11 protein-coding genes and 1 pseudogene are annotated in these 12653 nt (G+C 69.8%); 6 read left to right on the top strand and 6 right to left on the bottom strand.

Translation table 11 applies throughout. From position 1 onward, the window contains the following. Positions 1-15: 15 nt before the first annotated feature. Both PFX91_RS14430 and nucS read right to left on the bottom strand, forming a co-directional pair. Positions 16-498 (bottom strand): annotated as a pseudogene (locus tag PFX91_RS14430) (response regulator); the annotation flags it as partial. A gap of 123 nt (positions 499-621) precedes the next feature. Further along, on the bottom strand, positions 622-1299 hold the full coding sequence (gene nucS / locus PFX91_RS14425; RefSeq protein WP_285732078.1) for an endonuclease NucS: 678 nt from the start codon (positions 1297-1299) through the stop codon (positions 622-624). Between the two features lie 211 nt (positions 1300-1510). Here nucS and PFX91_RS14420 point away from each other — a divergent pair, with 211 nt between their 5' ends. The 4 genes from PFX91_RS14420 (at position 1511) to PFX91_RS14405 (ending at position 4556) form a co-directional block, all read left to right on the top strand. After that, a complete protein-coding gene (locus tag PFX91_RS14420; protein WP_285732076.1) occupies positions 1511-1897 on the top strand; it encodes an SCO5389 family protein in 387 nt (128 codons plus the stop codon). Positions 1898-2042: 145 nt separating this feature from the next. Then, positions 2043-3248 carry a 3-hydroxyacyl-CoA dehydrogenase gene (locus PFX91_RS14415; RefSeq protein ID WP_285732074.1) on the top strand — a complete coding sequence of 402 codons (1206 nt, stop codon included), beginning with the start codon at positions 2043-2045 and terminating at the stop codon, positions 3246-3248. Positions 3249-3450: 202 nt separating this feature from the next. Further along, on the top strand, positions 3451-3783 hold the full coding sequence (locus PFX91_RS14410; RefSeq protein ID WP_285732072.1) for an Rv1322 family protein: 333 nt from the start codon (positions 3451-3453) through the stop codon (positions 3781-3783). Positions 3784-3815: 32 nt separating this feature from the next. Next, positions 3816-4556 carry an alpha/beta hydrolase gene (locus PFX91_RS14405; RefSeq protein WP_285732070.1) on the top strand — a complete coding sequence of 247 codons (741 nt, stop codon included), beginning with the start codon at positions 3816-3818 and terminating at the stop codon, positions 4554-4556. Positions 4557-4732: 176 nt separating this feature from the next. On the opposite strand, the gene PFX91_RS14400 is transcribed toward PFX91_RS14405, so the two are convergent. Together PFX91_RS14400 and mce are read right to left on the bottom strand one after the other, a co-directional pair. Continuing rightward, a complete protein-coding gene (locus tag PFX91_RS14400; protein WP_285732069.1) occupies positions 4733-6016 on the bottom strand; it encodes a DivIVA domain-containing protein in 1284 nt (427 codons plus the stop codon). A 431-nt stretch (positions 6017-6447) separates the two neighbouring features. After that, positions 6448-6939 carry a methylmalonyl-CoA epimerase gene (gene mce, locus PFX91_RS14395; protein ID WP_285732067.1) on the bottom strand — a complete coding sequence of 164 codons (492 nt, stop codon included), beginning with the start codon at positions 6937-6939 and terminating at the stop codon, positions 6448-6450. Between the two features lie 85 nt (positions 6940-7024). On the opposite strand from mce, the gene PFX91_RS14390 reads away from it, so the two are divergent. Together PFX91_RS14390 and meaB are read left to right on the top strand one after the other, a co-directional pair. Then, positions 7025-8212 carry an acetyl-CoA C-acetyltransferase gene (locus PFX91_RS14390; protein WP_285732066.1) on the top strand — a complete coding sequence of 396 codons (1188 nt, stop codon included), beginning with the start codon at positions 7025-7027 and terminating at the stop codon, positions 8210-8212. A 236-nt stretch (positions 8213-8448) separates the two neighbouring features. After that, positions 8449-9411 carry a methylmalonyl Co-A mutase-associated GTPase MeaB gene (meaB, locus tag PFX91_RS14385; RefSeq protein ID WP_285732064.1) on the top strand — a complete coding sequence of 321 codons (963 nt, stop codon included), beginning with the start codon at positions 8449-8451 and terminating at the stop codon, positions 9409-9411. 94 nt (positions 9412-9505) lie between these two features. Here the strand turns inward: meaB and PFX91_RS14380 are convergent, their stop codons facing one another. Together PFX91_RS14380 and PFX91_RS14375 are read right to left on the bottom strand one after the other, a co-directional pair. After that, positions 9506-10375, bottom strand: a complete 870-nt coding sequence (locus PFX91_RS14380; protein ID WP_285732062.1) for an alpha/beta fold hydrolase — start codon at positions 10373-10375, stop codon at positions 9506-9508. Positions 10376-10508: 133 nt separating this feature from the next. Continuing rightward, positions 10509-12458, bottom strand: coding sequence for a glycoside hydrolase family 18 chitinase (locus tag PFX91_RS14375; RefSeq protein ID WP_285732060.1), 1950 nt, complete (start codon positions 12456-12458; stop codon positions 10509-10511). Between the last annotated feature and the right edge of the window lie 195 nt (positions 12459-12653).

Genomic DNA, 12653 nt, shown 5'->3' with positions numbered 1-12653 from the left:
CGAGCGGTGGGCACGTCAGCGTTCGAGGAGCAGACCACGGCGGATCGCCTGGCTCACGGCGGCGGTCCGGTCGCCGACCCCGAGCTTGTCGTAGGCCCGCATCAGATGCGTCTTGACCGTGGTGGGGCTGATGTGCGGGGCACGACCGATCGCCGCGTTGGTGCGACCCTCCGTGGCCAGAAGCAGCGCCTCCACCTCACGGGGGGACAGGACAGGGGGTTCGGCGCGCCGGCGCATTCCGGTGACGAGTCCGCCCGCCAGGCGCCCGGTCAGGACCGTCTCGCCTCGCGCGGCGGTGCGCACGGCCTCCGCCAGTTCCGCGCGAGGGGTGTCCTTGAGCAGGTATCCCGTGGCGCCCGCCTCCACCGCGCGCAGGATGTCGGTGTCGGTGTCGTAGGTGACGAGCACCAGAACGTGCACCTTCGGGTGCTCGTTTCCGATGAGCTCGGTGGCCTCCACCCCGTCTCCACCGGGCATGCGCAGGTCCATGAGCACCACGTGTCGGTGTCCTCCGTCCGGAGGACACCGACACGACCGGAAGGGACGACGGGGTCGACGTCGGAGTGGGTCGTCCCTCGGACGAAGACCCGTCGGGGGCGTCCGGTGGGCGAGGGCCCAAGGTCAGAACAGGCGCAGGACGTCGGGTTCGATACCGCGCAGTTCGTCATAGTCCAGCACCACACAGGCGATGCCGCGATCCTCGGCCAGCACGCGGGCCTGCGGCTTGATCTCCTGTGCGGCGAACACGCCGCGCACCGGGGCCAGTTGCGGGTCCCGGTTGAGCAGTTCCAGGTAGCGGGTGAGCTGTTCGACGCCGTCGATGTCCCCGCGTCGTTTGAGCTCCACCGCCACGGTGGCGTTCTCGCCGTCCCGGCACAGGATGTCGACCGGACCGATGGCCGTGGGGTACTCCCGCCGGATGAGCGTGTAGCCCTCACCGAGAGTGGTGATGTGCTCGGCCAGGAGTTCCTGGAGGTGGGCCTCGACGCCGTCCTTCTGTAGCCCCGGGTCCTTGCCCAGTTCATGCGAGGAGTCGTGCATGACCTCCTCGATGGTCAACACCAGCTTCTCACCGGACTTGCCGTGCGTGACCGTCCACACGTCGGGACCGTCCTCCACGGTCTCCTCGCGGAGTTTGCAGGGCGGGTTCATCCAGTTCAGGGGTTTGAACGCCCGATCGTCGGCATGGATGGACACGCTCCCGTCCGCCTTGATCAGGATCAGGCGGGGAGCCATGGGCAGATGAGCGGTGAGCCGGCCGACATAGTCGACACTGCACCGAGCGATGACGAGACGCACGAGAGGCACGTTACCCCCTCGACGGAGTGGGCGGAGCGGGACCGTGTGAGCGGGGTCGGACCTTCCGTAGGGCGCCGACCGCGTCCACACTCGTGTGCCCGCGGAGGAAGGCAGTTGTGTCCTTCTCGCGTCATGACTGAGCGAGGACGTGACTCTAACGTCGCCAGAGGACGGTGACGGTCCGCAACATCCACACGACGAAGGGGCACCTATGTCGCTGACGGTTTCACCGGACCTGTTGGAGAAGGCCCAGCACGGTCCGGTCGACGATGCCGACTTCCTCTCCTGTATCAGGGAATCCCTGCCCTACGCCTGGGGCGTGGTCAGTGGCCTGGCCGAGGGGGCGCGCAACTCCGAGTCCGGCTTCGAGGCCAACGAGGTACCTCCGCCGGGGGAGGAGGAACGGGGCCAGTTGCTGCGCCTGCTCGCCAGCGACGCCATGCGGGGCGCGGTGGAGCGGCACTTCGGCCTGCGTCTGGCCTTCCAGAACTGTCATCGCGTGGCCCTGTTCTCTCCCGAGGCGGAGGCCGCCTACGCCGAGTTCGTCTCTCCCAGGGCCCAACTGCTGAACCAGTCTCCCGAACTCGTGGACTGCTGAGGCGACGTCCTCGCGGGACGCAGACGTGGCCGTCGCGTCAGGGGAGCGGCGCGGCGGCCACACGGCCGGAGCCTTGATGGCACTGAGTGCCTTTGTTGGGCATCCCGTGCGCGAAGAGGGAAACGCAGACCCGTACTCTGTGCGTATGGTGCAGGAATTTGACAAGGTCGGTGTCGTCGGACTCGGCACGATGGGCGCGGGCATCGCCGAAGTGTTCGCCCGTGCGGGGTTCAACGTCATCGGGGTCGAGATCGACCAGGCCGCCGTCGACCGCGGCCGAGCCCATATGGACAGGTCCCTCTCGCGGGCGGTCGGCAAGGGCAAACTCACAGAGGACGAACGTGCCGGGATCGAGAGCCGGATGACGTTCACCACCTCGCGTGAGGAGCTCGCCGACGCGGACTTCGTCGTGGAGGCCGTCCCCGAGCACATGGACATCAAGAAGGACGTCTTCGGCGACCTGGACAGGATCTGCCCGCCCGGCACGATCCTGGCCACCAACACGTCGTCGCTCTCGGTGACCGAGATCGCCGCGCTGACCAGCCGCCCGGACAAGGTCGTGGGTCTGCACTTCTTCAACCCGGCGCCGGTCATGAAACTGGTCGAGGTCATCACCACGGTCTCCACCAGCGCCCAGACCGTCGACCTGGTCTCGGAGGTCGCCAAGCGCGTCGGCAAGACGCCCGTGGCGGTCGGCGACCGTGCCGGTTTCGTGGCCAACGCCCTGCTGGTGCCCTACATCAACGACGCCATCCGCCTCTACGAGCGCAGGATCGCCACGCGCGAGGAGATCGACTCCGCGGTCCAGAAGGCCGCGGGCCTGCCGATGGGTCCGCTCACCCTCGCCGACATGGTCGGCCTGGACGTGTGTCTGGCCGTCATGGACGTGCTGTGGGAGGAGTACCGCGACCAGCGCTACTCCGCGTCCCCGCTGCTGCGCCGCATGGTCGCCGCGGGACGTCTGGGTCGTAAGTCCGGTCAGGGCTTCTACGCGGGCACCGACGAGGCGCCCGAACCGATTCCCACCGGACGCTACGCCCAGATGATCCGCGAGGAGGAGACCCTGGACCTGGGCGAGATCCTTCTGGCCCCGCAGATCGACGACGCCATGCGCATGATCGGTGACGGCTACGCCACGGCCGAGGACGTCGACACCGCCATGCGCTTCGGCTGCGGGTACCCCAAGGGCCCGACCGAGCTCCTGGCCGAACGCGGCGCCGAATCCGTGGTCACCACCCTGGTCGCGATGGGCGAATACGATCTGACCAGTATCGCCGTGCCCGCGCCGTTGCTGATGGACCAGTTGCCCGACGCCGAGGAACCTCATGGGGGCTGCGCCTGCCAGAGTTAGCACCCGTTCTCCGAAGGTCCTTCTGAGCGCGGTCGGAGCGCGGTGGAGGGCGTAAGGAGAACACGGCCGAGAGGGGGGGACCTCGGGGGTGCGGACCCCGGGGTTTCCGCCCGGTGCCGGAACGTCGAACCCGGACGGTCACCGCGCCGAACGACACGTGCGTGGCGGTGGCCACCACCCGTTCTCTCCTAGGCTGGAAGATGTGAGCCCGCGTCGTAATTCCTCCCGTCGCCAATCCTCCCGAAGGCGCCGTAAGGCGCCCGGCGGTGTCCCCGAGGACGAGGACGCCCTCATGCTGCGCATCACGGGCGGACAGCGCCGTGAGACCGGCCCCGACGGGGAGTGGGTCACGCGCCGCATCCCCGGAGCGGCGGCCACCAAGGTCTACCGTTGTCCCGGCTGTGCCCAGGAGATCCCCGTGGGCATGCCCCACATCGTGGCCTGGCGCCCCTACGGAGACGGCGGCGACCGGCGTCACTGGCACTCCTCCTGCTGGGATCGGCGCTCCCATCGCGCACCGCGACCTCCCCGTTGACGCGCCCAAGTCACCGACACACACGAGGAGCCATGGAGATCCGAGCCACCACGGTGCTGCCCGCCGTGAGACGACCCATCACCCTGTACACCGCCGACGGTCTGGAGCTGGTCGGGGAACTGGCCCTGCCCGAGGGACGTGACCCCAAGGCCACCCTGGTGTGCCTGCACCCGCTGCCCACCGCCGAGGGCATGATGGACAGCCACGTCCTGCGCAAGGCCTCCTTCCGTCTGCCCGCCCTGGCCGACCTGGCGGTACTGCGGTTCAACACCAGGGGCACCAGCTCGCGGCACGGCACCAGCCAGGGCGAGTTCGGCGAAGGCGAGACCGAGAAGCACGACGTCCTCGCCGCCATCGAGTTCACCGAGTTCGAGGAGCTCCCCGACCCCTGGCTGCTGGGGTGGTCCTTCGGCACCGAGCTGGCCCTCAAATGGGGAGCCGACCCCCAGGTCAAGGGGGCCATCCTGCTGTCACCGCCGCTGCACCGGGCGGACGAGTCCGACATGCGGGCCTGGGCCGAGACGGGCAAGCCCGTGGTCGCGCTCGTGCCCGAGCACGACGACTACCTGCGTCCGGCCGAGGCCCGTGAGCGCTTCAGGCCGCTCACCCAGTGCGAGGTCGTCGGCGTGGAAGGGGCCAGACACCTGTGGGTGGGTGAGCCGTACGTGCGCCGGGTCCTGGACGAGATCGTCAAGAGGGTCAACCCCCAGGCGTATCCGCTGCCCGTCGAGTGGGACGGCCCGTACGAGAAGGACACCCAGCCCCTGGGCTAGGCGACGTTCTTCGGGGCCTGTGGAACCTTCAGGACCCGGCGTGGACGGGCAGGTGGAGGCCCGGGACCGAGCCCCGAAGGGCCGTACCGACGACGAAGGGCTCGTTCTCCCCCGCGGGGGAGAACGAGCCCTCGGCCGTCATGTGAGCACGGGTCAGGTGCGCAGAACCGCGCTCCCTACTCCTGCCACCAGTCCTCGTCGTCGGTGCCCTTGCCGGAGTGCGCGGGCTGCCTGGTCTCGTCGGAGGCCGAAGCCGACTCCTGCGGGATCGCGGCCGGAGCCGGAGCCGCCGGCGCGGCGGGCGCGGCCGGGGCGGGCCCGCCACCGCCGAGCAGCTGACGCAGCTGCTGGAGGTGCGACTGGATGCTGTCGCGCTGGCGGTTGAGCTCGTCGACCTCCTTCTTGGCGGCCGTCATGATCCGGTTGGCCTCGGACTTGGCGTCGCTGAGCTGGTGCTCGGCCTTGGCCTTGGCCTCCGCCTCGATCTGGGCGGCGTTCTTCTTGGCGTTGCCGACCAGCTGCTTGGCGTGGTTCTCGGCGTCGCGACGGGTCTGCTCGGCCTGCTGGCTCGCCTTGGTGGCGCGCTGCTCGGCGCTGGCAGCCCGCTCCTCCGCCTCGTTGACCATCTTCTGGGTGGCGGCCTGGGCGGCGGCCAGACGCTCGGCGTCCTGGCGCTCGGCCTCGGCGCGGCGGTCGGCCAGCTGCAACTCGAACTGGTCCTCGGCCTCGGTGCGGCGGGCCTCGGACTCGGCGAAGGCGCGCTCGGCGTTCTTGCGCAGCTCCTCGGCCTGGCTCTTGGCGGCCTGGATGGTCTCGTCGCGCTCGCGCTTGGCGGCGGCACGGGCCTGGGCGCACTCACGCTCGGTGGTGGTGCGCAGCTTGGCGATCTCACCCTCGAACGTGGCGCGCTTCTCGGCGATCTCGTGGTCGACCGCGGAGCGCTTCTTCTGTACCTCGCGCTCGGTGGTGGAGGACAGCTCGTCGGCCTCGCGGCGCGCGGTGGTGGTGATCTCCTCGGCCTCGGCCTCGGCGGTCTGACGCAGCTCGTCGGCCTCGCGCTGGGCGAGCGTGCGCACCTCGGTGGCCTCGGACTCGGCCGCGGCGCGCATCTCGGCGGCCTCGACCTTGGCGGCCGAACGGATGTCGTTGGCGTCGATCTGCGCGCTCTGGACCAGCTCGTTGGCCTGCTCCTCGGCCAGACGCAGCAGCTCCTCGATACGCGAGCCCAGCCCGGAGTAGGAGGGACGCTCACGCTCCTGGAGCTGGCGGTTCTTGGCGGCCAACTCGGCGGTGAGCTTCTCGACCTTCTTGTTGGCCTGTTTGACGTCGTTGCGCAGGCCGGCCGCGTAGTCGTCCACCTGGGTGCGGTCGTAACCACGCAGCACCACGTCGAATTCTTGGGGGGTGTTGTCCTCGTCGAAGATGTTGTTGAGCTGGGTATCGATGTTGTTTGACGGCATGTGTCGGGATTCCTGAACGGTGCGAGACGGCTGCTTGCCTAAGGCCGGGGACAGCAAGGAGGGCGACTGCGTCGTCCCCGGGGGACGGGTGGGTCCGGGGCGGTGAACCCGGGGTGGCACGGCGGGCTGGTAAGCCCCTGACCACCTCCGTGGTCGTCTGCGTGCGCCCTGTCACCTGACACTGCGGCACGGCCGACCTGGCTCGACCACCGGACTGCAAGAGATGGACCAACGCCGGAACAGTGAATCCGGCAGCTAGCCGACTTTATCAAGCGCCGAACCCCTGGGAAGAGGGTTTCGGGTAACTTCCGGTGACCTCTACGGTCTGGTGGCCCTGTGGCACTCAACCCGTGATGTGTCCGGAACGTCCCTGTGACGTTCTGCCCTGGGAGCGGACGGACAAGTCATACCCCATCCCGGGGAATCCTTGTTCAGTGGGCGCTCTGTACCAGTTCGGTGAGGACGCCCCCACAGTCCTTGGGGTGCAGGAAGGTGATCTTCGAACCGGCGGTGCCCCTGCGCGGCTCGGCGTCCAGGACGCGCACGCCCCGCCCGCCGATCCCCGTCGCGCTGGTGGCCACGTCGGCGGTCCCGAAGGCGATGTGGTGCACTCCCTCACCGTTGCGCTCCAGGAACCTGGCCACGGGGGAGTCGTCGCGGGTGGGCTCCAGCAGTTGCAGGTACGTGGCGCCACCGTCGTCCGTACCGTTGATCCGCAGCATGGCCTCGCGCACGCCCTGTTCCTCGTTCACCTCCTCGTGCTCGACCTCGAACCCGTAGGTGGAACGGTAGAACTCGATCGAGGCGTCGAGGTCGCGGCAGGCGATCCCCACGTGGTCGAGCCGCGTCAACCCCGAGAACGGTACGGACGGGGGGGAGGAGGGACCGGTGAAATCGCTGGCCGAGTGTGGTGCGCCGCTCATGGGTGAACCTCCTGGGAATCGCTGACGGCCTTGTAGGTATCGTTGCAGACCAGGTGCGTCACCCATCACTTGGAGGCCAGTTACGATGCCCGGTTCCGTCATCGTCGGTGGGGCACGGACCCCCATCGGCAGACTCCTCGGCTCCCTCGCCGGGTTCTCCGCCGCCGATCTCGGGGGCTTCGCCATCAAGGCCGCGCTGGAGCGCGCCGGCGTCAGCGGCGAACAGGTCGGATACGTGGTCATGGGCCAGGTGCTCCAGGCCGGTGCCGGACAGATCCCCTCCCGCCAGGCCGCCGTCAAGGCGGGCATCCCCATGAGCGTGCCCTCGGTGACCATCAACAAGGTCTGCCTCTCGGGCCTGGACGCCATCGCCCTGGCCGACCAGCTCATCACCGCGGGCGAGTTCGACGTGGTGGTCGCCGGTGGCATGGAGTCCATGACCAACGCGCCGCACCTGCTGCCCAAGTCGCGTAAGGGCTACAAGTACGGTTCCATCGAGGTCGTGGACGCCACCGCCCACGACGGCCTGACCGACGCGTTCGAGGGCGACTCCATGGGCGCCTCCACCGAGCGGCACAACGGCAAGCTCGGTCTGGGGCGTGAGGAGCAGGACGCCTTCGCGGCCCGCTCCCACCAGCGCGCCGCGGCGGCGGCCGCGGCGGGACACTTCGACGCCGAGATCGTGCCGGTGGAGATCCCGCAGCGCAAGGGCGACCCCATCCTCTTCTCCGCGGACGAGGGCATCCGGCCCGACACCACCGTCGAGAGCCTGGCCAGGCTCCGACCGGCCTTCGACAGCGAGGGCACCATCACCGCCGGCTCCTCCTCCCAGATCTCCGACGGCGCCGCCGCCGTGGTCGTGATGAGCCGGAGCAAGGCCGAGGAGCTGGGCGCCACGATCCTGGCCGAGATCGGGGCGCACGGTAACGTCGCGGGCCCCGACAACTCGCTGCACTCCCAGCCCTCCAACGCCATCAAGCACGCTCTGGCCAAGGCCGGGCGTTCGGTGGAGGAACTGGACCTGATCGAGATCAACGAGGCCTTCGCCTCGGTGGGGATCCAGTCGGTGCGGGACCTGGGCGTCTCGGAGGACATCGTCAACGTCAATGGCGGCGCCATCGCGATCGGTCACCCGATCGGCGCCTCGGGAGCGCGGATCGCCCTGCACCTGGTCCACGAGCTGCGCCGTCGTGGCGGCGGTCTCGGCGCCGCGGGGCTGTGCGGTGGTGGCGGTCAGGGCGACGCCCTGCTGTTCACCGTGCCCGCGCCCTAGCGAGCCGTTCCCACGGCCGTCGCCGGCCGGACATCGGCGGCGGCCCGACCCCGGAGTCCGGCCGCGGGCCAGGGAGATCCCCGACCGCTCGCGTGGCGGACCCGTGGAACCGACCCGACCAGAAGACACTGTGTGTATCCGGGACAGCCCCGGAGACCACGACGCACCCGACAGTCGCGGGGCGGGGGCCACGAGCCCTCGCCCCGTACTGCTTCCGCCGACACCGAGGAGTCGTCATGCAGGCCCCCCAGTTGGTCGAGCGGATCCGTGGAGGTGACCGCAGGGCGTTGGCCCGCGCGCTCACCCTGGTCGAGAACGGATCCGGTGAACTGCGCGAGATCATGGCCGGCCTGGCCCCGTACACCGGCCGCTCCCGCGTGGTGGGCCTCACCGGCCCCCCGGGGGTGGGAAAGTCCACCACCACCAACGCCGTCGCGCGTGCGGCACGGGTGAGGGGGCTGACCGTGGCCGTGCTGGCCGTGGACCCCTCCTCGCCCTTCACCGGGGGCGCCCTGCTGGGTGATCGGGTACGGATGCAGGAGCACGCCACCGACCCGGGGGTGTTCATCCGCTCCATGGCCAACCGCGGGCACCTGGGCGGGCTGTCCTGGGCCACACCGCACGCGCTGCGGGTGTTGGACGCGGCGGGCTTCGACATGATCCTCGTGGAGACCATGGGGGTGGGACAGGCCGAGGTGGACATCGCCGGGCAGGCCGACACGACGGTGGTGTTGTACGCCCCGGGCATGGGCGACTCGGTGCAGGCGGCCAAGGCGGGCGTGTTGGAGATCGCCGACGTCCTCGTGGTCAACAAGGCCGACCGCGACGGCGCCAGGGCCACCCTGCGCGAGTTGCGTCAGATGGTGGCCATGAAGGACCGGGGCGACCGGGAGTGGAAACCGCCGATCGTCATGACCGTCGCCTCCGAGGGCGAGGGCGAGGGCATCGACGAGTTGTGGGACCGGATGGAACAGCACCTCGCCCACCTGGAGGCCGAAGGTGGACTGCTCGCGCGTCGACGCGCCCGGGCCCGGGACGAGGTGCGGGCCATCGTGCTGGACACGCTGCGCTCACGGATGGGCGGGACGGGCGACGCCGGCGATCTGGACGCCCTGGCCCGGGAGGTCGCCGAAGGAGGCAGGGATCCGTACTCGGCCGCGGAGGTCCTGCTGAAGGAACTGGGCACCGCTCCTCGTTAGCCGGCAGATGTGTCGGGGGCCACCGGAACGGCCCCGGGCCCGGGGCCGTGTCCCCGAGGCCCGTCCCGTCACCCTCCACCGGCTCCGAGGGTCCTCACACGCGGCCTCCTCCGGGGACCCGGGACCCTCCGGGCGAGCGGACCCCCCGCACGGGTGTTCCACCGGCGAGGACCTTGCGCAGCACCTCGGCGAACTCCTCGGGGGCGTCGGCGAAACCGCCGTGCCCTCCGGGGAAGACGACCGGTTCGGTGCCGAGACGATCGGCCAGGGCCCGGGTGGTGCGCGCGGTCAGCAGTGTCGCCGACTCGGCCCCCAGACCCGGCACCGTCCGCACGGGTCCCGCGCTCAGGGCATCGGTGTCGGGCATGTGGCGGGTCGTGCCGCGCAGTTCGTGAAGGTAGAAACGCCCGCTGTCGGCGAGCATCTGTTCCGTCGGCTCCTCTCCTGGCACGCCGTCGTCGGACTCCTCCACCGGGAATCCGGCGTTGGCCATGAACGCGGCCCACGCCGCGAACACCCCCTTCTGAAGGTAGGTCTCGATGACGCTCTCCGTCGCGGCGTGCTGTGCGACGGCGTCGGGAAGCAGCCCGAGGAGGGGCGGCTCGTGCGCCACGACCGTTCCGACCCGATCGGGATACCGCTCGGCCAGCGCCAGCGAGGTCACCGCGCCGCCGCTGGAGCCCAGCACGTCGGCGGAGTCCGCGTTCAGCGCGTTCAGGAGGGCGATGAGATCGTCGGCCCGAAGCTCGGGCGTGGAGTCCTGTTCCGGATCGTCCAGCGGACTACGGGAGATGCCCCGCGGATCGTGTGTGAGGACCGTGTGGTCCCGTGCGAGCAGGTCCGCCAGTGGTGCGAACTCCTCGGCGCCCATGGGCGCGCCGGTCAGCACCAGGACGGGCCCCTTCCCCCGGAGTTCGTAGTACAGGGTTCCGTCCGCGGTTCTCAGGGTGTGTGCGTCGACCATGACCGTTCCTTCCCGAGCCCGCCCCACGGCGGGCTCACAAGGAATGGACCCGAGGGGAGGAGGGAAATCATCGCACCACCGGGAAAAAGGCCGGCGCGGATCGAGGGCGTCCGCGCCGGCTGGAAGGAGGGCGCTATCCGTTCAGCGCCGTGTCGATGGCGGTCATGAGGCTGCCGTCGGCGTCGTCTCCGTCGATGGACCAGATCATGACGCCGCCGAGCCCGTTGGCCTGGGCCCACTCCGTCTTCTGGGTCATGGAGACCTCGTCGTCGTAGGTCCAGAACGTGGACCCGTCATAGAGCCAGGCGGTGCCCCGCTCGTCGTCGCGGTACAGGTCGTACCCTTGCAGGTTCTTCAGGACCTTCCAGTCCTGGATTCCGGCCTCGTAGCCACCGGGGGCGGGACCGGTGGCGCTCTGGAACAGGCCGTCGCCGTTCGGCCCGGGGGCCACACCGGTCCAGCCGCGCCCGTAGAAGGGCACGCCCATGACCATGTCGGCGGGGTCGACGCCGTGGTCCAGGTAGGCCTGGATCGTCGTCTCGGAGGCGTAGACGTCGGGACCGGGGTCGTCGGGGTGGACACGCAGGTTGGACTGGTGGTTGGTGGTGTTCTCCCAACCGCCGTGGTAGTCGTAACCCTGCACGGTGATGAAGTCGAAGTCGTTCATGAGCGGCCCCATCTCGAAGCCGAGTTCGATCTTCTCCGGGTCGGCGGGCAGGAAGGCGGTCAGTTCGAACTCCCGGCCGGTCTCGCCCTCCAGGGCGTCCAGCTGGTCGCGGAACTCGGCCACCAGGGCGGTGAAGTTCTCCTTGTCCTCGGGGCGCACGGTGTTGTGCTCGTGGCCCTCCGAGCCGGGCCACTCCCAGTCCAGGTCGATGCCGTCGAAGACCCCGTAGGCGGAGCCGGCACCGCCGGCGCCGTCGAACAGGGGCAGGTTGCCGCGCAGGTACAGGTCGATGCACGAGGACACCATGCGCTCACGCGACTCCGCGGTCAGCGCGGCGTCGGAGAAGTGCTCGGACCAGGTCCAACCGCCAAGGGAGATGTTGACCTTCAGGTCGGGGTACATCTCCTTGAGCTTGCGCAGCTGGTTGAAGTTGCCGCGCAGATCCTGGTCCCAGGTGTCGGCGGTTCCGTCCACGCTCTCTCCGGCGCTGAAGGAGCGGCCGTAGTCGGCCCAGGCGTCGCCCTGACCCTGCTGGTTGGCCATGAAGCACTCACCGCCGGCATTGACGTTGCCGAAGGAGTAGTTGATGTGGGTGAGCTTCTCGGCGGTGCCGGAGGTCTCCAGGTTGCGGACGAGGTAGCCGCGGTCGTAGATGCCCCACTGGGTGAAGTAGGCCACCCGACGTTCCTCGGGCGGATCGGTGGTCCCGCCGCCGTCCTCCTTGGTGGTGACGGTCACCGGGGCGCTCTCGGGCCCACGGTTGTTGGAGGTGTCGTAGGCGCGCACGGTGAACGTGTGCTCGCTCCCCGGAGCCAGCCCGGTGATCGTGGCGCCGGTGCCGGCGACGGCGCGGACGACCTCACCGCCGGAGAGGACCTCATAACCCGCGACCCCGACGTTGTCGTCGGAACCGGTCCAGCTCAGCGACACGGTCGTGGCGGTGGTCCCGGTGACGGTCAGTCCGGTCGGAGCGGTGGGGGGCTCGGTGTCCTCCTCGCCCGCTTCGCCCGAACAGGGGTTTCCGTTGAGGGTGCAGTTCACCGGTGTGGTGTCGCCGCCGTTGTGCGTTCCGTTGAACCCGATGGAGTAGCCGCCTCCCGCGGGGATGGTGGAGCCCCACGAGGGCGGGGTGATGGTGTGGGTGGTGCCGGACCGGGTGAGGGTGGCGTTCCACAGGGTGGTGATCTCCGTGCCGGAGGGGAGTCGGAACTCGATGGTCCAGTCCGAGAGGGGCGCGTTCGAGCCGTTGTCGATGGTGAGCTGCCCGCCGTAACCGGTCTCCCAGCGACTGGTCTCCACGTACGTGACGGTGACGTCGGTGGCCTGCGCGGTGGCGGGGGCCGGCGACAGGACGAGGGGTAGGGCGATCACGGCGGCCGTCAGCGCCGCGATCCGACTTCTGAGTGCTGCTCTCACTGGTTGCTCCTGAGGTGTGAGCGGTGCGGGGGTGACCTTCCGCCGCCGGCGGCGACGGTCGGCTGTGGGGGAGTGCTCCCAAGGGGTGCGTGTGGTGAACGAGGTCCGGTGGTGCGCGGGGTCGGTGACGCGCGGGGCACGGGGACATGGCGGGACACCTCCGACATGGGGAGGAGGGGGGTGGCCGGCGCAGAG

This window comes from Nocardiopsis sp. ATB16-24 (assembly GCF_030271535.1).
Lineage (GTDB): Bacteria > Actinomycetota > Actinomycetes > Streptosporangiales > Streptosporangiaceae > Nocardiopsis.
This window is presented reverse-complemented; position numbering and strand designations above follow the sequence as displayed.

Coding starts and splice junctions, on each gene's coding strand:
- meaB (WP_285732064.1), top strand. CDS start 8,449: ATGCAGGCCCCCCAGTTGGTCGAGCGGATCCGTGGAGGTGACCGCAGG.
- PFX91_RS14400 (WP_285732069.1), bottom strand. CDS start 6,016: ATGCCGTCAAACAACATCGATACCCAGCTCAACAACATCTTCGACGAG.
- PFX91_RS14415 (WP_285732074.1), top strand. CDS start 2,043: ATGGTGCAGGAATTTGACAAGGTCGGTGTCGTCGGACTCGGCACGATG.
- mce (WP_285732067.1), bottom strand. CDS start 6,939: ATGAGCGGCGCACCACACTCGGCCAGCGATTTCACCGGTCCCTCCTCC.
- PFX91_RS14405 (WP_285732070.1), top strand. CDS start 3,816: ATGGAGATCCGAGCCACCACGGTGCTGCCCGCCGTGAGACGACCCATC.
- PFX91_RS14390 (WP_285732066.1), top strand. CDS start 7,025: ATGCCCGGTTCCGTCATCGTCGGTGGGGCACGGACCCCCATCGGCAGA.
- PFX91_RS14380 (WP_285732062.1), bottom strand. CDS start 10,375: ATGGTCGACGCACACACCCTGAGAACCGCGGACGGAACCCTGTACTAC.
- PFX91_RS14420 (WP_285732076.1), top strand. CDS start 1,511: ATGTCGCTGACGGTTTCACCGGACCTGTTGGAGAAGGCCCAGCACGGT.